A 17,455-nucleotide genomic window follows, 5' to 3' on the forward strand; every position below is an offset into this window, starting at 1 on the left:
GTCCTTGATCAGAGATAGCCGGCGACGCGAAGGCGCTCGAAGGCGTCCTCGGTCTCGTGGTCGAGCGCGCGCCCCGAGCGCTCCGGCACCTTGGTCTGTTCGAGCTCGATCAGGATCTCGTCGATGTTCGAGGCATTCGAGGCAACCGGATTGGTGATGTCCTGGTCACCCAGCGAGCGATAACGCTTGCCGTTCTTGGCGAGGTACAGCGGAATGATCGGGATGTTCTCGCGCTTGGTGTAGGCCCAGATGTCGGCCTCGGTCCAATGCAGGATCGGATGGATGCGCAGATGCGCGCCTTGCGGCGGCGAGGCGTTGAAATGATCCCAGAATTCCGGCGGCTGGTCGCGCACGTCCCAATTGCCCTCCAAGCCGCGCGGCGAGAACACCCGCTCCTTGGCGCGCGTTGCTTCCTCGTCGCGGCGGATGCCGGCGATCAGGCCGTCAAAGCCATACTTTGCGAGTGCCATCTTGAGGCCCTCGGTCTTGCGCGCGGCGGAACGGGCGGCCGGCGGCAGCGTTGGGTCGACGGCATCGATCGGCGGGCAGGGCTCGACGCGCAGATCGAGATCCCATTCCTTGCCGTAATGATCGCGGAAGCGATACATCTCCGGAAACTTCTTGCCGGTATCGACGTGAAGGGCCGGGAACGGCATCTTGCCGAAGAAGGCTTTCCGCGCCAGCCAGATCATGACGTTGGAGTCCTTGCCGAGTGACCACAACAGGGCAATCTTCTTCAGCCGGGCAAAGGCCTCACGGAAGATGTAGATGCTCTGCGCTTCGAGCTGGTCGAGATGGTCCATGCTCGAGGCAAGTTCGGCAGCAAATTCTTGCGCGCGCACGCGCTCAGCCAGCGCCGGATTGCTCAGTCGATCAGCAGCGGAATCGTCCTTGAGAAGATGCATCTCTGCCACTTTGCGTTTGGAGGCGAAAATTCTATAGTTGCGATGCAGAAGAGAAGAAAAAATTTTCTCTTTGCGCGCTCGAAACGAGACATATATAGAAAATAATTCCAGTCAACCCCGTTTGTGGGGAAGCGAGTATCACATGCGGTTCTTGCCGGTGTTTCTCGATCTCAAGGCCGGCCCGGTGGTCCTCATCGGGGCGGGCGAGCTTTTGCGCGCCAAGCTGCGCGTGCTCGCCGCTGCCGGCGCGCGCCTGCGCGTGCATGCGATCGATGGCAATCACGACCTTGGCCTCGGCTCCGAAGACTTGGCGCGCATCGAGATCGCGGCAGGCGATCCGCTCACGGCGGATATTTCCGGCGTCATCGCCGTCGTCTGCGCGGGCGCAGGTGATGTCGGTGTCGCCATGTCGGCTCGCGCCAAGGCGGCTGGCCTGCCCGTCAACGTCATGGACGACCTCGAGCATTCCAGCTTCATCTTTCCGGCCATCGTCGATCGCGGCGATGTCGTGGTCGCCGTCGGCACCGGCGGCACCTCCCCGGTGGTGGCGCGGCGCGTACGCGAGAAGATCGAGGCGCTGCTGCCGGCGCGCATTGGCGAACTCGCCGAGTTCATCGGCACCTTCCGCAAGTCGATCAACGAGCGCATCGCCGAGTTTCCGCTGCGCCGCCGCTTCTGGGAGCGCGTCATCGACGGTCCGATCGGCGCCGCCGTGCTCGCCGGCCGCAACAGCGAAGCCGATGCATCGCTCAAGGCGATTGCCGACCTTTCCGCATTCGCGCGCGCTGACAAGCCGGAAGGCTCCGTCGCACTGGTCGGCGCCGGACCCGGCGATCCCGATCTGCTCACCATCAAGGCGCTGCGCGCTTTGCAGGACGCCGACATCGTCTTCCATGACGAGCTGGTCTCGCCCGAGATTCTCGACCGCATTCGCCGCGACACCACGCGCGTTGCGGTCGGCCGCCGCGTCGGCAAGCCCGGCATCGGCCAGGACGCCATCAACAAGCGCATGATCGAGGCCGCGCAATCGGGCCAGCGCGTCGTGCGGTTGAAGGGCGGCGATCCCTTCGTGTTCGGCCGCGGCGGCGAAGAAGTGGAAGCGCTGCGCGCCGCCGGCATCGCCTATTCGATCATTCCCGGCATCACCGCAGGGCTCGGCGCCGCCGCCGATTTCGAGGTGCCGCTCACTTACCGCCACGAAGCGACCCGCATCACCTTCCTCACCGCACACAAGGCCCGCGATGCAGAGAACGTGGATTGGTCGACACTGACCGACACCAAGATGACCGTCGTGGTCTACATGGGCATGACCGCAGCGCCCGCCGTGCGCGCAGGCTTGTTCGCGGCCGGCCGCTCGCCGGAGACGCCGGTCGGCGTGTTCGCCCGCGTCACGCGGCCGGATGCGCAAGGCGCAATTGGCACGCTGTGCGATCTGCCGGAACTGGTGCGGCGGATCCATGGCGGTCCCGCCATCCTCATCATCGGCGACGTGGTCCGGCATGCCGGCTCGCTTCGCCGCCAGACACCCAAACAAATCATCTCTGACCTATTGGATGCAGCCGAATGACCTCTCCGCTCGAACAAAAGAAGATCCGTATCGCCGGCCCCTCGGTCGTGACCGCCAACCGCACCTGGGACGGCATCGTGGTCTACCGCACCGCCGCCAAGAGCTGGTCCGCCGAGCTGTCGGAAGCCGCGATCGTGCGCAACTCCGACGAGGCCAAGGCGTTGCTTGCGGAAGCCGTGGCCGATGACGTCGGCGCCATCGGCCCCTATATCGCGCCGGTGCAGATCGGCGACGATGGCAAGGTCCAGCCCGGCAATCTGCGCGAGCAGATTCGCCGCACCGGCGTCACCATCGGACAGCCGGCCCAGGTTTAAGGCACCCACTTATGTATGCTTACGACGAAATCGACCGCACGCTCGTCAACGAGCGCGTCTCGGAGTTCCGCGACCAGGTGAAGCGGCGCCTTTCCGGCGAGCTCACCGAGGACGAGTTCAAGATCCTGCGTTTGCAGAACGGCGTCTATCTGCAGCTGCACGCTTATATGTTCCGCGTCGCGATTCCCTATGGCACTCTGGCGACGAACCAGATGCGGGCGCTCGCCCATGTCGCGCGCAAATACGATCGCGGCTACGGCCACTTCACCACGCGGCAGAATATCCAGTTCAACTGGATCAAGCTCGCCGAGCTGCCGGATGCACTCGAAGACCTCGCCAAGGTCGGCATCCACGCGATGCAGACCTCCGGCAACAACATGCGCAATGTCACCTCGGACCAGTGGGCCGGCGTCGCGCCGGGCGAGATCGAGGATCCGCGCATCTGGTCGGAGCTGATCCGCCAGCACACCACGCTGCATCCGGAATTCTCGTTCCTGCCGCGCAAGTTCAAGATCGCGATCACCGCCTCGGACCACGACCGCGCCGCGATCAAGATCCACGACATCGGCCTCCGCCTGATCAAGAACGAAAAGGGCGAGACCGGCTTCGAGGTTCTGGTCGGAGGCGGTCTCGGCCGCACGCCGTTCATCGCCAAGACCATCAAGCACTTCGTGCACGGCCGCGACATCCTCAGCTACATCGAGGCGATCTTACGCGTCTACAATCAGTACGGCCGCCGCGACAACATCTACAAGGCGCGCATCAAGATCCTGGTCCACGAGCTAGGCATCGAGAAATTCTCCCGCGAGGTCGAGGAGGAGTGGCAGCATATCCGCAACTCCTCGCTCCAGATCGACGAGGAGGTGATCGAGGACATCCGCTCGCGCTTCACTTATCCGGCTTACGAGAAGCTGCCGCATATGCCGGACGAACTGCGCCAGGCCGCGGCCGACCCTGATTTCGAGGCATGGCGCAAGAACTCGGTGGCCCCGCACAAGGTGCAAGGTTACTCCATCGTCACGATCTCGCTGAAGCCGACCGGCGGGCCTCCGGGCGATGCCACCGCCGAGCAGATGGACGCGCTGGCAGATCTTGCCGACAAATATTCCTTCGGCGAGATCCGCGTCGGCCACGAGCAGAATCTAGCGCTGCCGCACGTCGCCAAGCGCGACCTGCCGGCACTGTGGAAGGCGCTCGACAAGCTCGGGCTGGCGACGCCCAACGTCAACCTGATCACCGACATCATCGCTTGCCCCGGGCTCGACTATTGCTCGCTGGCGAATGCCCGCTCGATTCCGATCGCGCAGGAGCTGACGCGGCGCTTCGCCAATCACGAGCTCGCTAACCTGATCGGCCGTCTGCACATCAACATCTCCGGCTGCATCAATGCCTGCGGCCATCACCATGTCGGCCATATCGGCATTCTCGGCGTCGAGAAGAACGGCGAGGAGGTCTACCAGATCACCATCGGCGGCCGTGCCGACGAGAACGCCGCGCTCGGCACCCTGATCGGTCCCGGCGTCAAGTTCGACGAGGTCGCCGACGTGGTCGAGGACATCGTGGAAGCCTATCTGGCGCTGCGCGAGCGGCCCGAAGAGCTGTTCATGGACACGGTGAAGCGCCTCGGCGTCGAACCCTTCAAGGAGCGCGTCTATGCCACTCGTTAATGGCGGAAAGATCACGGACGACGGCTTCGTCAAGCTCGCCGTCGACACGCCGCTGCCCGAGGGCGGCGACATCCTGGTGCCCGCCGAGCGCTTCCTCGGCGAGGCCGAGGGCTTGCTCAAGCGCGCCGGAAAGGTCGGGGTGATCTGGCCCAACAATCGCGACATCGCCGAGCTCGTGCCGTATCTCGGCCAGATCGCCGCCGTCGCGCTGGTGTTCCCGACCTTCCGTGACGGGCGCGCCTACAGCCAGGCGCGGCTGCTGCGCGAACGTTACAACTACCGCGGCGAATTGCGCGCGACCGGTCAGGTGCTGCGCGACCAGTTCGTGTTCATGCTGCGCGCCGGCTTCGATGCCTTCGAGGTCAAGAAGCAGGCCGATGCGGAGGCCTTCATGCAGACCGCGAAGCGCTATTCGGTGTTCTACCAGCCGACCGGCGATGGCCGCATCACAGCGCTGCACCGGCGCATGCAATTGCGCCACTCCGAAGGGGTCGGCACGTGAACGCGATCGCGCCTCAGGTTTCGCCCGTGTCTGCGCTACCTTCGGCGGACGAGCTCGATCGCGCCTTGCGCGATGCCTCGCCTGCGGAGGTCATTGCCGCGGCGCTGAAGACGGTCGGGCGCGAGAAGCTTGCGCTGGTGTCCTCGTTCGGTACTGAATCGGCGACGCTGTTGAAGGTCATGTCGGATGTCGATCCCGCAATCCCCGTGATCTTTCTCGACACCGGCTGGTTGTTCGAGGAGACGCTGGCCTATCGCGATACGCTCATTGCGACGCTGGGCCTGAAGGACGTTCGCTCGATCAAGCCGGCCGAGGAGACGCTGTCGCGCGAAGATCCCGACCGCGACCTCTGGTTCTCCGATCCCGACGCCTGCTGCCGCATCCGCAAGGTCGAGCCGCTGGCGCGTGCGCTGAAGCCGTTCGGCGCCTGGCTCAACGGCCGCAAGCGCTTTCAGGGCAATGCGCGCGCCGACATTCCGGTCGTCGAGGACGATGGCGCGCGGCTGAAGTTCAATCCCTTCGCCAATGTCTCGCGCGAGGAGATCGAGGCGATCTTCACCCGCGCTAAATTGCCGCGGCACCCTCTGGTTGTGTCAGGATTCCTGTCGGTTGGGTGTATGCCTTGCACCAGCAGAACGACTGAGGGCGAGGATGCACGCGCCGGCCGGTGGCGCGGCCGGGCCAAGACAGAATGCGGCATCCATACGATGAAGACTTCGTAGCACAGTCACGCTGCGAGCTAGCGAACAAGAAAATCGGGTTCCGTTGACACAAGAGCGTTTCGCCACGAGTTATGCCTGCCGTCGATGACGCCGATGTCGTCGAGGTGAATGGAGATGGACATGATGCGCCGTATCGTTCCGCTCGCCGCAGGATTGCTCGCGACGGGGTTCTGGGCAGGCTCGGCTCTGGCCGCCGACATCAATTTGCTGAACGTGTCGTACGATCCGACGCGCGAGCTCTATGTCGAGTTCAACAAGGCGTTCGCGAGCGCCTACCAGAAGGAAACCGGCAAGAGCGTCGAGATCAAGCAGTCGCACGGCGGCAGCGGCTCGCAGGCGCGTGCGGTGATCGACGGCTTGCAGGCCGATGTGGTGACGCTTGCGCTGGCCTATGACATCGACGCTATCGCGAGCAAGCGCCTCACCGCGACGGATTGGCAGAAGCGGCTGCCGCAGAATTCGTCGCCCTACACGTCGACCATCGTGTTCTTGGTGCGCAAGGGCAATCCCAAGGGCATCAAGGACTGGGATGATCTGATCAAGCCGGGCGTTGCCATCATCACGCCGAACCCGAAAACGTCGGGCGGCGCGCGCTGGAATTATCTTGCCGCCTGGGGCTTTGCGCAAAAGAAATACGGTTCGGCCGACAAGGCCAAGGACTTCGTTGGGAAGCTCTTCCAGCAGGTGCCGGTGCTCGATACCGGCGCCCGGGGCGCCACTGTGACCTTTGTCGAGCGCGGCGTCGGTGACGTGCTGCTCGCCTGGGAGAACGAGGCGTTCCTGGCCCTCAAGGAATTCGGTGCGAACAAGTTCGAGATCGTTGCACCGCCGCAGTCGATCCTCGCCGAGCCGCCGGTCGCGATCGTGGACAAGGTTGCCGACAAAAAGGGCACCCGCAATGCGGCTGACGCCTACCTTCAATACTGGTACACCAAGGAAGGGCAGGAAATCGCCGCGCGCAATTTCTACCGTCCGCGTGATGCCGAGACCGCCAAAAAGTACGAAAATGCCTTCGCCAAGGTCGAGCTGTTCACGATCGACGACGTCTTCGGCGGCTGGACCAAGGCACAGAAGGAACATTTTGCAGACGGCGGCGTTTTCGATCAGATTTACAAGAACTGATCGGGCGCTGTCGTAGGGGGCTTTAGCAGGGGGCCTGGTGAGCGCACTCGCAGCACGACGCCGGACATTGCCGGGCTTCGGTCTCACCATGGGACTGACGCTTTCCTGGCTGTCCGTGATCATCTTGATTCCACTCGCCGGCCTGTTCCTGAGATCGCTTGAGCTCAGCCCCGAGCAGTTCTGGAACATCCTCTCCAGCCGCCGCACCCTGAACGCGCTCCGCGTCTCGTTCGGCCTCGCCTTTGCGGCGGCTTGCGTCAATCTGGTGATGGGCAGCATCATCGTCTGGGCGCTGGTGCGCTACCGCTTCCCCGGCCGCCGCATCTTCGATGCCATCGTCGACGTGCCGTTTGCGCTGCCGACGGCGGTGGCCGGCGTCGCGCTGACGGCGCTGTTCGCCGAGAAGGGCTGGCTGGGGGCGCCGCTCGCCGCGCTCGGCCTCAAGGTGGCGTTCACGCCGGTCGGCATCTTCGTCGCCATGATCTTCATCGGCATTCCCTTCGTTGTCCGCACCGTGCAGCCGGTGCTGCAGGATCTCGACCCTGAAATCGAGGAAGCCGCGGGCAGCCTGGGGGCCAGCCGCTTGCAGACCATCGTTCGCGTGATCCTGCCTTCGCTCGCGCCGGCGCTGCTCACGGGCCTCGCGCTCGCCTTCGCCCGCGCGGTCGGTGAATACGGCTCGGTGATCTTCATCGCCGGCAATCTGCCCAACGTCTCCGAGATCGCGCCGCTCTTGATCGTGATACGCCTGTCCGAATTCCGTTACGCCGATGCGACCGCGATTGCGGTGGTCATGCTGGTCGTCTCCTTCGTCATCATCTTCGCGGTCAATCGGCTCCAGCGCTGGGCGCAGAGCCGGATCCCGGCGCGCTGAGGGCGGACCATGACGATGCAGATCGCAGATTCCGTGTCGCTCTCGGCCTCCGACTCGCAGGCACGCGCGCACGCGGCGGCGGCGCGGAACAATTTGCGCACCGAGCCGCGCGCTGTCCGCATCATCATCATCACGCTGGCGTTGCTGTTTCTCACCGTCTTCGTCGTGCTGCCGCTGGTCGTCGTGTTCGCGCAGGCATTTTCGCGCGGCATCCTCGCCTATTTCGCCGCGCTCGCCGAGCCGGAGGCGATGGCGGCGATCAAGCTGACGTTGATCGTCGCGGCGATCTCGGTCGGGCTCAATCTGGTGTTCGGCCTCGTCGCCGCCTGGGCGATTGCAAAATTCGAGTTTCCGGGCAAGACCTTCCTGATCACGCTGATCGACCTGCCATTCTCGGTCAGCCCGGTGATCTCGGGCCTCGTCTTCGTGCTATTGTTCGGCGCGCAAGGCTATTTCGGCAGCTGGCTGCGCGAGCACGACATCCAGATCCTGTTCGCGGTCCCCGGCATCGCGCTCGCCACCACCTTCGTGACCTTCCCCTTCGTGGCGCGCGCGCTGATCCCCCTGATGCAGGAGCAGGGCACGCAGGAGGAGGAGGCCGCGATCTCGCTCGGCGCCTCCGGCCTGCAGACCTTCTTCCGCGTCACCCTGCCCAACATCAAATGGGGCGTGCTCTACGGCGTCCTGCTCTGCAACGCGCGCGCGATGGGCGAGTTCGGTGCGGTCTCCGTCGTCTCCGGCCACATCCGCGGCGAGACCAACACCATGCCGCTCTTGGTCGAGATCCTCTACAACGAATACCAGTTCGTCGCCGCTTTCGCGATCGCCTCGCTGCTCGCAATGCTGGCGCTGATCACGCTGATCGCAAAAACACTTCTCGAACGTCATCTCGACGAAGGACAAGACGCCAGTGACCATTGAAGTCAAGAATCTCGTCAAGAAATTCGGCAGTTTTGCAGCCCTCGACGGCGTCGATCTCAAGGTCAATGACGGTGAGCTGCTGGCGCTGCTCGGACCGTCCGGCTCCGGCAAGACCACCTTGCTGCGGATCATCGCCGGCCTCGATTGGCCGGACTCGGGCGAAGTCTCCTTCAACGGTGAGGACGCGCTGGCGCAAGGAGCCCGCGAGCGCCACGTCGGCTTCGTGTTCCAGCACTATGCGCTGTTCCGCCACATGACGGTGTTCGAGAACGTTGCCTTTGGCCTCCGCGTGCAGCCGCGCGCGGTCCGAAAGGATGAGGCTGCGATCCGCTCGCGCGTCAAGGAGCTGCTCGATCTGGTGCAGCTCGACTGGCTCGCCGACCGCTATCCAAGCCAGCTCTCCGGCGGCCAGCGTCAGCGCATCGCGCTCGCCCGTGCGCTTGCGATCGAGCCGCGCATCCTCCTGCTCGATGAACCCTTCGGCGCGCTCGACGCCAAGGTGCGCAAGGAGCTGCGCAAATGGCTGCGCTCGCTGCATCACGAGATCCATGTCACCTCGATCTTCGTCACGCACGACCAGGAGGAGGCGCTGGAAGTCGCCAACCGCGTCGTGGTGATGGACAAGGGACGGATCGAGCAGATCGGCTCGCCCGACGATGTCTACGACAATCCGGCGACGGCGTTCGTGCACGGCTTCATCGGCGAATCCATCGTGCTGCCGATCCAGATCGGCGATGGTGCGATCCGGCTCGGCGACCGGCAGCTCGATCTGGCGGCCGATGGGCTTGCGCCTGGCGCGTCGAAGCTGTTCGTGCGGCGACATGACATGCTGGTCGGCCCGCCCGGCAGCGGCGCCTTCGAGGGCGCGGTCCAGCACGTCCGCAATTTCGGTCCGGTGCAGCGGGCGGAAGTAGCCCTGTCCGGCGGCGAGACCATCGAAATCGACGCCCCCCGCGACAAGGAACTGCGCGCCGGCGACACCATCGGCCTCAATCCGCGTCGCTACCGGATTTTTGCGGGCTAAACCCCGCCGTCATTCCGCCGCGGAATGACGGCTCAAATTCTCTTCAAAATTCACCTTTCAGCCATTGTTGGTATGCAACAACAGCCCCTCATTTGGGGGCCCCGATTCATGCGCGCTGCGGCCGCAATTCTCATCATGTTGCTGCTCGCCGGCTGTGCCGGCAACGAAGCGCCGGTCCAGCAGCCGTCGATGTATGCCGACATGGCGGTCCCGGGCTCCAAGCTCGACGTCCAGGCAGCTGCGATCATGATCTCGCAATACCGCCAGAACAACGGGCTCGGTACGGTCGTGGTCGACCCGGATTTGACTCGGCTCGCCGAATCCCAATCGGGCGCGATGGCGGCGGCCAACAAGATGGACCACGACGTCCGCGCGCCGCTCGCCAAGCGTCTGGCCTCTGGCGGTTATCCTGCCACCGTGGCGGTCGAGAACATCTCGGCCGGCTATCATACGCTGGCGGAAGCGTTTTCCGGCTGGCGCGACTCGCCTCCGCACCGCGCCAACATGCTCAAGAGCGGTGTCACAAAATTGGGCATCGCGGCGAGCTATGCTCCAGGCACCAAATACAAGGTGTTCTGGACCATGATCCTGGCCTCCACCGAGCCTCGATAAGCCAGACTTGATCCCGGGGATGCATTGACGTCGCGGCGGAGTGTCGCCACGGTGGCCAGCCTTTTGCTATTGTTCCCGCATGACCGATCATAGTCCGGAAACCGCAACAATCCCCACGAATGCGCAACGCGTCCTGGTCCTCCAGGGCGGCGGCGCGCTCGGCTCGTACCAGGCTGGCGCCTTCCAGGCGCTGTGTGGCTACGGCTTCGATCCGGAATGGGTCGCCGGCATCTCGATCGGCGCGGTCAATGCCGCCATCATCGCCGGCAACGAGGGGCACACCCGCGTCGAGCGGCTCAAGGAATTCTGGGAAATGGTGTCGGCCCCGGTGCCGTGGAAGCCGGTCGGCAAGAGTGACCGCAGCCGCGAGCTGTTCAATTCCACCAGTGCCGCGCTGATTGCGACGTTCGGCGTGCCCGGCTTCTTCACACCACGCATTCCGCCGGCGCCGCTGTGGCCGCCGGGGCATCGCGAGGCCGAAAGCTATTACGATACCTCGCCGCTGAAGAAGACGCTGGAGCGACTCGTCGATTTCGACCGCATCAACGATCTGAAGACACGCCTGTCGGTCGGCGCGGTCGGCGTCACCTCGGGCAATTTCAGATATTTCGACAATTACGCGTTCAAGAAGCTCGGCAAGAAGATCGGCCCCGAGCACATCATGGCCTCCGGCGCGCTGCCGCCGGGCTTTCCCTCCGTCGTCATCGACGGCGAGCATTATTGGGACGGCGGCATCGCCTCCAACACTCCGCTCGACTACGTGCTCGATGCCGAGGTCGAACGCGACATGCTGATCTTTCAGGTCGATTTGTTTTCCGCGCGCGGCGACCTGCCGAACTCGCTGCTGGAGGCGGCCGAGCGCGAGAAGGACATCCGCTATTCCAGCCGCACGCGGATGAACACCGACAAGAACAAGCAGCTGCACAACGCCCGCAGGGCCGTGCGCGATCTGATCGGCAAATTGCCGGACTATCTCAAGAACGATCCTTCCGTCGAATTCCTGGCGAAAGTGTCGCGCGAAAGCACCGTCACCGTGGTGCATCTGATCTACCGCAGCAAGAACTACGAATCCTCGTCCAAGGATTACGATTTCTCGCACATTGCCATGGTCGAGCATTGGGAGGCCGGCGTTCGTGACGTGCACCTGTCGATGCGCCACAAGGACTGGCTGGAGCGGCCGCAGTCCGGCGAGACCATGGTGACCTACGATCTCACGGGGGACGTCACCGCGCCCCCGGCAAAAAGGAGCGAATAGAATGGGTACTCTGTCAGGCAAGAACGCCGTCGTGACCGGATCGACCAGCGGCATCGGGCTCGCTTACGCGCGCGCCTTCGCCGGCGCCGGTGCCAACGTCGTCATCAACGGTTTCGGCTCGCCGGAGGACATCGAGAAGGAGCGCGCCAAGATCAAATCCGATTTCGGCGTCAAGGCGGTCTACTCGCCCGCCGACATGACCAAGCCCGCCGAGGTCGCCGGCATGATCGCGCTCGGCGAGAAGACGTTCGGCTCGGTCGACATCCTCGTCAACAATGCCGGCATCCAGTTCGTCTCGCCGATCGAGGAATTCCCGCCGGAGAAATGGGACCAGATCATCGCGATCAATCTGTCCTCAGCCTTCCACGCCATCCGCGCCGCAGTGCCCGGCATGAAGAAGAAGGGCTGGGGCCGCATCATCAACACGGCGTCGGCGCACTCGCTGGTGGCCTCGCCATTCAAGTCGGCCTACGTCTCGGCCAAGCACGGCATCGCCGGCCTCACCAAGACCGTGGCGCTGGAAGTCGCGACCCACAAGATCACCTGCAACTGCATCAGCCCCGGCTACGTCTGGACCCCGCTGGTCGAGAAGCAAATCCCCGACACGATGAAGGCACGCAATCTGACTCGCGAGCAGGTCATCAACGATGTGCTGCTCGATGCGCAGCCGACCAAGGAGTTCGTCACCTCCGAGCAGGTCGCCGCGCTCGCCCTGTTCCTGTGCAGCGACGACGCCGCCCAGATCACCGGCACCAACCTCTCGATCGACGGCGGCTGGACCGCGGAGTAATTCGTGCCGACCTGACAACTCTCGGTCATGCCCCGCGAAGGCGGGGCATCCAGTACACCGCGGCCTCTCGGTTAATCACAGCCGCCTCGGAGTACTGGATCGCCCGGTCAAGCCGGGCGATGACAGCGAGAGTGGATCGGCGTTTTCGATCGTCGTCTATTTGCCGAACGCCAGCACGTGCAGCCCCAGCCGCTGCCGCACGATCCAGAACAGCAGCACCGTCTCGAAGGTGAGGGAGATCGAGGTCGCAGCCGCGGCGCCATGGCCGCCGTAGCGCGGCACCAGCGCGATGCAGAGCACGAGGTTCATCACGAAGGCTAGCGCATAGGCGAGCGCGCAGATCTTCTGCTGGCCGAGCATGTTGAGCAGGCGCTCGACCGGCCCGATCGCAGAGCGGACCACGAGCCCGATCGCGGCGACGAACATGATGTCGTAGCCGACGGTGAATTGCGGCCCGAACAGCCAGAGCAGCGGCTTGCCGAGCGCGAGCAGCACGATGGTCGCGGCCAGCGACGGCCAGAACGTCCAGGTGATGGCATGCGCGACGTAGGCCGACAGGCGCGCCTCGTCGCCGCTGGCATTGTATTCGGCGAAGCGGTGTGCCGTCGTAGCTGACATCGCGTAGTGGATGAACGAGACCAGCGCCAGCGTCTTCACCACGGCGAAATAGACGCCGACCTCGTCCGAGGGACGGAATTGCTGCAGCACCAGCACGTCGGTGTAGGACAGGAGCAGGTAGAAGCTCTCGACCAGCAGGATCGGTAGCGAGACGGCGAGCCAGCCCTTGACGTCATAGGCCTTCGGTCCCGGTGTGATGTGATCGGCGAGCTTGCGGTTCAGCACGACCATCTGCCCGGCCATCGCGATCCATACCGCGCAAAGGCTTGCGACCATCGCGGCGACGGCGCCGAGGTGATAGCCGAGCAGGAAGGCGAGCGCCGTGATGCCGATGATCAGCGCCTGGCGGATGATGAATTGCGGCATCAGGCCGAGTTGCATCCAGTCGTGCGAGCGCGCGATGCCGTCCTGGGTGTTGGCGACCACGAAAGCGGGCAGCGTCATGCAGCCGATATAGAGCGGCAGCACCTCGGCGGGATCGATCCAGGGCGACAGCAATTTGACGATGCCAGCAAGGCCGAGCGACGTCAGCGTGGACACGGCAAAGGTCAGCCAGCGGCTGCCGGACAGGAAGCCGCGCAGCAGCGCGTGCGCGCCGTTGGCGCGGTACTCCGGAATGATTTTCTGCGCGGAGGCCGATATGCCGAAATCCATCATGCTGCCGAGCAGCAGCACCCAGGTCCAGACATAGACGTAGATGCCGTAATCGGACGTGCCCATCCAGCGCGCCAGCAGCACCTGCGAGACATAAGCGAGGCCGGCGCTGATGACGCGAATGATGAAGATGGTGCCGGCGAGCCGTCGGGTCAGCGACGCCTCGCTCGATCCGCCCGCGAGCCTGGCACGCAGCCGCGCGACCAGCCCGGCCGGTCCGGTCGTTGCGGGTGGTGCATCCATCACGGCCAATTCGAACAATCCCCAGCGACCTGCAGCGGCAGGCGAGGGATTAGCAACCATTCGTTAAGATTCGGTTGGGCGGACGCTAGTTCAAATTCGTGTTGAACTCGTACGCCTTCTCCGGCCCGACCAGCGTGAACTTCAGCGCCGCGCCCTCGGGCTTGGCGCCCGGCGGCAGCCCGTCGAGCTCGAACGAGAAGCGCACGACCCCGGGCGGGCTGGGCTGCACCGGCGCTGGAATCGGCAGCGCCCAATCGGGAGTCGGGCCTTCCACGAACAGATTGACCTTGCGGCTGTCCGGCGCCACCACATCGACCACTACGTTCTTGGGCCCGTCCCGCTTGACGTCGCGAATGGTGAGCGGATTGGGGTCGCCGATATTGGCGGGCTTCGGCACGGTGTCGAGCGCGGCACGCAAGTTCGCGTCCTCGGTCGAGGCGACGCTGTTGAAGCCGAGCTCGGCGCTGGCCTCTACGGGAATGCAGAGCTTCTCGCACACCGCGTAGTTGATCTCGGCCCTCAAGGTCACCGGCTTGTCTGCAGCCTTGGCGACGATGCGCAGGGGCAGCACGACTTGGTCGCGATAGCCGATGGAATGGCCGCCCGCGCCGTCGTCGAACTTCAGCGGCGCCGGCCACATCACCGTCACCGCCTCGACATTGTCGGACTTGGAGAAGTCGAACCGGGGTGGAACGCCGGAATCGCCGGGCGACCGCCAGTAGGTCTTCCAGCCGGGCTGCAGCTGGAAGGCGATACCGCCGAGCAGCACCGCGCCGCTGCGCGAGCCCGCCAGGAGCCGCACCGCGGAATGTCCATCGCGCTGCCAAGGCGATGCGTCATCGGCACGGGCCGCGATAGCCAACGACGACGCGAGCAGGGTTGTCGCGACGCCAATCGCCGCACGCAGGGGAACAATGCTGGACATGGCACGTCTTTACAGGGTCACCCAGGGCCAAACCATTGAATTGCTTGTGATGGATGCACTCGAATCAACTCGCCGCAAGCCTTGATTTGACAGCCGCCCGGCCCGACATCAGGATAGGAATTGAAACCGGAGTGCTCGAGCGATGGCTCCCACAGGCAAGAGGACGGGCGAAAGCACCCGCAGCTCGGGCGCCGCGCTGCCCAGTTCCGGCGGCTATCTCGACGGCCGGCTCCTGATCGCAATGCCCGTGATGGGCGATTCCCGCTTCGAGCGCTCGGTGATCTATCTTTGCGCCCATTCGGCGGAGGGGGCGATGGGCATCATCGTGAACCACCCCGCCGGCAGCATCGATTTCCCCGAGCTCTTGCAGCAGCTCGGCATCATCAAGAAGGGCGAGCACATCAAGCTGCCGGAGAATGCCGAAAGTATGAAGGTGCTGCGGGGCGGGCCGGTCGACACCGGGCGCGGCTTCGTGCTGCATTCCAGCGACTTCTACATCGAGAACGCCACGCTGCGGATCGATGACGGCGTCTGCCTGACCGCGACGGTCGACATTCTGCGCGCCATCGCCAACGGCTCCGGCCCCAAGCACGCCATCCTCGCGCTCGGCTATGCCGGCTGGGCGCCGGGCCAGCTCGAGACGGAGATCCAGAGCAACGGCTGGCTGCATTGCGACGCGGACGCGGATCTGATTTTCGGCGACGACGTCGAGGACAAGTACAATCGCGCTTTGCAGAAGATCGGCATCGACCCCGGTATGCTCTCGAACGAGGCCGGGCACGCGTAGCGTTATCGGCCGCTATTGCCACACTCTCCACTGCCCTCAGTTATTCTCCGCTGTCGTCCCGGATCGGCGCTTCGCGCCGGACAACGCTACGCGTTGCCCAGCGCTCCGCTTGTCCGGGACGACGACCGAATTTGTGGCTACTCCGACCCGGCCTACTCCGCCGCCTGCTGCTGCACCGTCGGCTCCGTCCCCGCCACCGTCGCGCGGCGCATGTCGCGGGGCTGGGACTGGTCGTAGCGGCGGACGCGGTGCATGGTCTGGCGGTTGTCCCACATCACGAGGTCATGCAGCTTCCATTTGTGCACGTAGACGAACTCGGGTTGCGTGGCGTGCTCGGTCAGATCGCGCAGCAATAGCCGCCCCTCGGGCATGCTCATGCCGACGACCTTGCCGGCATGCGATGACAGATACAGCGACTTGCGGCGATGCACGGGGTGCGTGCGCACCAGCCGTTGCAGCACCGGCTTGAACATCTCCTTCTCTTCGTCGGTGTATTCGGTGAAGCCGAGCGATCCCCGCGAATACATCAGCGAATGCTCGCAGACGAGATCCTCGATCTCCGCCTTGGTCTCGTCGTCGAGCGCGTCATAGGCCGCGCGCATGTCGGCGAACTCGGTGTTGCCGCCCTTCGGGTTCACCACGCGCGCCGATAGCAGCGAGAATTTTGCGGGGATCGGACGGAACGAGCTGTCCGAGTGCCACAGGCAATTGCCGAGGTTGAACAGATTGGCGCGGCTGTCCTTGGGCAGCGGCTTGCCGTCCTTGCCGAGGTTGGAGACGTCGTTCAGGCCTGAGGTGAGGCGGTGTTCATCCGCCTTGGTGATGTTGCCGCCGCGCGCCTCCTCGCGCTGGCCAAAATTCAGCGCGAATGCCATCTGCTGCTCGTCGGTGATGTCCTGGTCGTGGAAGACGAGCACCGCGTACTTGTCCATGGCGGCCTCGATCTCGCGCGCCTGATCCGGCGTGAGCGGCTTGCGCAAGTCGAGGCCGGACACCTCGCCGACGAAATGTTTCTGAAGCTGCCGGATGGCGATGGTCATTGCGTTCCTCCCGCATCTACGAGCGGTTTCCCCGCTCTGTTTGTGGAAAAAATGACTCCCGCATCCGGCGATGTCAACGCGCCGCGCGCATGGCTCTCACGCGTTCCGCGCCATCAGCCCGCCATCGACCGGGATCACCGCGCCGGTGAGGAAGGACGCCGCCGGAAGGCACAGGCTCAGCGTCATATGCGCGACCTCTTCAGGGTCGCCGTAGCGGCCGAGTGCGGTGCGGCGCTTGGCGTAGATGGTCTTGTGCTCCTCCGGGATGCGGTCGGTGATTTTTGTGCGGATCGGTCCGGGGCAGATGCAGTTGACGGTGATGCCCTCGCGGCCGAGCTCCACCGCCAGCGAGCGGGTGAGGCTCACGACGCCGCCCTTCGCGGCCGAATACGGGCTGTGCAATGCGGTGGCGCCGAGCGCCTCGGTCGAGGCGATGTTGACGATGCGGGGACTCTTCGACTTGCGCAAGTGCGGCAGCGCGGCGCGGATGATGCGTGGGTGCGCCGTCAGCATCACGGCGATGCCCTTCGCCCAGGCGTCCTCGTAGCCCTCATCGTCGATCGCGACGCGCACGGAGATGCCGGCATTGTTGACGACGATGTCGAGGGCGCCGAAATGCGCGGCGACATCGCCGACCACGCGTTTGATTTCGCCGCCGTCGGCGACGTCGAGCTTCCACGCCCTTGCCGCGCCTCCGCTTGCCGCAATCTCCCTGGCGACGTCCTGCGCGCCTTGCTCGTCGAAATCGGTGACGGCGACGTTCGCACCTTCGTTTCCGAACACGCGCGCTGTGGCGCGCCCCATGCCGCTGGCTGCGCCAGTGACGAGCACGGTGAGCCCCTTCACGGACCGGCTGAGCTCCCTGACGTCGGACATGCTGTTCCCTCGCGCCGAGCTGGTTCTTGTTATGATT

General features: G+C 64.5%; 18 protein-coding genes. 13 read left to right on the forward strand and 5 right to left on the reverse strand.

Annotated features, from left to right (window positions below; all coding sequences use genetic code 11):
• Window positions 1–8 precede the first annotated feature (8 nt).
• Entirely contained in the window at window positions 9–803 is a 795-nt protein-coding gene (gene cysD / locus I6F21_RS10315; RefSeq protein WP_035998209.1) for a sulfate adenylyltransferase subunit CysD, read from the reverse strand.
• 244 nt (window positions 804–1,047) lie between these two features.
• On the opposite strand from cysD, the gene cysG reads away from it, so the two are divergent.
• The 12 genes from cysG (at window position 1,048) to I6F21_RS10375 (ending at window position 12,275) form a co-directional block, all read left to right on the forward strand.
• Entirely contained in the window at window positions 1,048–2,472 is a 1,425-nt protein-coding gene (cysG, locus tag I6F21_RS10320) for a siroheme synthase CysG (protein ID WP_225183122.1), read from the forward strand.
• Window positions 2,469–2,786: a DUF2849 domain-containing protein gene (locus I6F21_RS10325; RefSeq protein WP_035998194.1), complete on the forward strand. Its 318-nt coding sequence runs from the start codon at window positions 2,469–2,471 to the stop codon at window positions 2,784–2,786. Before cysG ends, I6F21_RS10325 begins: the two co-directional genes overlap by 4 nt.
• An 11-nt stretch (window positions 2,787–2,797) precedes the next feature.
• The gene (locus I6F21_RS10330) at window positions 2,798–4,453 is read left to right on the forward strand and encodes a nitrite/sulfite reductase (RefSeq protein ID WP_225183123.1); all 1,656 of its coding nucleotides are present in this window, start codon (window positions 2,798–2,800) and stop codon (window positions 4,451–4,453) included.
• Complete coding sequence (locus tag I6F21_RS10335) at window positions 4,440–4,955, forward strand: DUF934 domain-containing protein (protein ID WP_225183124.1); 516 nt, start codon at window positions 4,440–4,442, stop codon at window positions 4,953–4,955. Before I6F21_RS10330 ends, I6F21_RS10335 begins: the two co-directional genes overlap by 14 nt.
• The gene (locus I6F21_RS10340; RefSeq protein WP_109142443.1) at window positions 4,952–5,677 is read left to right on the forward strand and encodes a phosphoadenylyl-sulfate reductase; all 726 of its coding nucleotides are present in this window, start codon (window positions 4,952–4,954) and stop codon (window positions 5,675–5,677) included. Before I6F21_RS10335 ends, I6F21_RS10340 begins: the two co-directional genes overlap by 4 nt.
• Before the next feature lie 120 nt (window positions 5,678–5,797).
• Window positions 5,798–6,799, forward strand: coding sequence for a sulfate ABC transporter substrate-binding protein (locus I6F21_RS10345; RefSeq protein WP_225126395.1), 1,002 nt, complete (start codon window positions 5,798–5,800; stop codon window positions 6,797–6,799).
• A 37-nt stretch (window positions 6,800–6,836) separates the two neighbouring features.
• The gene (gene cysT / locus I6F21_RS10350) at window positions 6,837–7,673 is read left to right on the forward strand and encodes a sulfate ABC transporter permease subunit CysT (protein WP_074447692.1); all 837 of its coding nucleotides are present in this window, start codon (window positions 6,837–6,839) and stop codon (window positions 7,671–7,673) included.
• 9 nt (window positions 7,674–7,682) lie between these two features.
• Window positions 7,683–8,594, forward strand: coding sequence for a sulfate ABC transporter permease subunit CysW (cysW, locus tag I6F21_RS10355; protein WP_225183125.1), 912 nt, complete (start codon window positions 7,683–7,685; stop codon window positions 8,592–8,594).
• Entirely contained in the window at window positions 8,584–9,618 is a 1,035-nt protein-coding gene (locus I6F21_RS10360; RefSeq protein ID WP_035998225.1) for a sulfate ABC transporter ATP-binding protein, read from the forward strand. Before cysW ends, I6F21_RS10360 begins: the two co-directional genes overlap by 11 nt.
• A 108-nt stretch (window positions 9,619–9,726) precedes the next feature.
• The gene (locus tag I6F21_RS10365; RefSeq protein WP_035998228.1) at window positions 9,727–10,230 is read left to right on the forward strand and encodes a CAP domain-containing protein; all 504 of its coding nucleotides are present in this window, start codon (window positions 9,727–9,729) and stop codon (window positions 10,228–10,230) included.
• Between the two features lie 79 nt (window positions 10,231–10,309).
• Window positions 10,310–11,485 (forward strand): patatin-like phospholipase family protein, encoded by a 1,176-nt coding sequence (locus I6F21_RS10370; protein WP_035998231.1) that lies wholly within the window; start codon window positions 10,310–10,312, stop codon window positions 11,483–11,485.
• A gap of 1 nt (window position 11,486) precedes the next feature.
• Window positions 11,487–12,275, forward strand: coding sequence for a 3-hydroxybutyrate dehydrogenase (locus I6F21_RS10375; protein ID WP_225183126.1), 789 nt, complete (start codon window positions 11,487–11,489; stop codon window positions 12,273–12,275).
• Between the two features lie 156 nt (window positions 12,276–12,431).
• Here the strand turns inward: I6F21_RS10375 and I6F21_RS10380 are convergent, their stop codons facing one another.
• Window positions 12,432–13,790: a flippase gene (locus tag I6F21_RS10380; protein WP_225183127.1), complete on the reverse strand. Its 1,359-nt coding sequence runs from the start codon at window positions 13,788–13,790 to the stop codon at window positions 12,432–12,434.
• Between the two features lie 85 nt (window positions 13,791–13,875).
• Window positions 13,876–14,715, reverse strand: a complete 840-nt coding sequence (locus I6F21_RS10385; RefSeq protein ID WP_035998237.1) for a protein-disulfide reductase DsbD domain-containing protein — start codon at window positions 14,713–14,715, stop codon at window positions 13,876–13,878.
• A 142-nt stretch (window positions 14,716–14,857) separates the two neighbouring features.
• Here I6F21_RS10385 and I6F21_RS10390 point away from each other — a divergent pair, with 142 nt between their 5' ends.
• Window positions 14,858–15,502, forward strand: a complete 645-nt coding sequence (locus tag I6F21_RS10390; protein WP_035998239.1) for a YqgE/AlgH family protein — start codon at window positions 14,858–14,860, stop codon at window positions 15,500–15,502.
• A gap of 152 nt (window positions 15,503–15,654) precedes the next feature.
• On the opposite strand, the gene I6F21_RS10395 is transcribed toward I6F21_RS10390, so the two are convergent.
• On the reverse strand, window positions 15,655–16,542 hold the full coding sequence (locus I6F21_RS10395; RefSeq protein ID WP_035998242.1) for a TauD/TfdA family dioxygenase: 888 nt from the start codon (window positions 16,540–16,542) through the stop codon (window positions 15,655–15,657).
• A 96-nt stretch (window positions 16,543–16,638) separates the two neighbouring features.
• Window positions 16,639–17,418, reverse strand: a complete 780-nt coding sequence (locus I6F21_RS10400) for an SDR family NAD(P)-dependent oxidoreductase (protein ID WP_074447693.1) — start codon at window positions 17,416–17,418, stop codon at window positions 16,639–16,641.
• Window positions 17,419–17,455: the final 37 nt, after the last annotated feature.

Origin of the sequence: Bradyrhizobium sp. NBAIM03, from assembly GCF_020194055.1 — a bacterium.
In the GTDB taxonomy this organism is placed as follows: domain Bacteria; phylum Pseudomonadota; class Alphaproteobacteria; order Rhizobiales; family Xanthobacteraceae; genus Bradyrhizobium; species Bradyrhizobium yuanmingense.

Excerpts from the sequence above, each read along its gene's own strand:
- I6F21_RS10400 (WP_074447693.1), bottom strand. The coding sequence starts at position 17,418 with ATGTCCGACGTCAGGGAGCTCAGCCGGTCCGTGAAGGGGCTCACCGTG.
- I6F21_RS10395 (WP_035998242.1), bottom strand. The coding sequence starts at position 16,542 with ATGACCATCGCCATCCGGCAGCTTCAGAAACATTTCGTCGGCGAGGTG.
- I6F21_RS10370 (WP_035998231.1), top strand. The coding sequence starts at position 10,310 with ATGACCGATCATAGTCCGGAAACCGCAACAATCCCCACGAATGCGCAA.
- I6F21_RS10335 (WP_225183124.1), top strand. The coding sequence starts at position 4,440 with ATGCCACTCGTTAATGGCGGAAAGATCACGGACGACGGCTTCGTCAAG.
- I6F21_RS10345 (WP_225126395.1), top strand. The coding sequence starts at position 5,798 with ATGATGCGCCGTATCGTTCCGCTCGCCGCAGGATTGCTCGCGACGGGG.
- I6F21_RS10385 (WP_035998237.1), bottom strand. The coding sequence starts at position 14,715 with ATGTCCAGCATTGTTCCCCTGCGTGCGGCGATTGGCGTCGCGACAACC.
- I6F21_RS10330 (WP_225183123.1), top strand. The coding sequence starts at position 2,798 with ATGTATGCTTACGACGAAATCGACCGCACGCTCGTCAACGAGCGCGTC.
- I6F21_RS10390 (WP_035998239.1), top strand. The coding sequence starts at position 14,858 with ATGGCTCCCACAGGCAAGAGGACGGGCGAAAGCACCCGCAGCTCGGGC.
- cysG (WP_225183122.1), top strand. The coding sequence starts at position 1,048 with ATGCGGTTCTTGCCGGTGTTTCTCGATCTCAAGGCCGGCCCGGTGGTC.
- I6F21_RS10365 (WP_035998228.1), top strand. The coding sequence starts at position 9,727 with ATGCGCGCTGCGGCCGCAATTCTCATCATGTTGCTGCTCGCCGGCTGT.
- I6F21_RS10325 (WP_035998194.1), top strand. The coding sequence starts at position 2,469 with ATGACCTCTCCGCTCGAACAAAAGAAGATCCGTATCGCCGGCCCCTCG.
- I6F21_RS10375 (WP_225183126.1), top strand. The coding sequence starts at position 11,487 with ATGGGTACTCTGTCAGGCAAGAACGCCGTCGTGACCGGATCGACCAGC.
- cysW (WP_225183125.1), top strand. The coding sequence starts at position 7,683 with ATGACGATGCAGATCGCAGATTCCGTGTCGCTCTCGGCCTCCGACTCG.
- I6F21_RS10380 (WP_225183127.1), bottom strand. The coding sequence starts at position 13,790 with ATGGATGCACCACCCGCAACGACCGGACCGGCCGGGCTGGTCGCGCGG.
- cysD (WP_035998209.1), bottom strand. The coding sequence starts at position 803 with ATGGACCATCTCGACCAGCTCGAAGCGCAGAGCATCTACATCTTCCGT.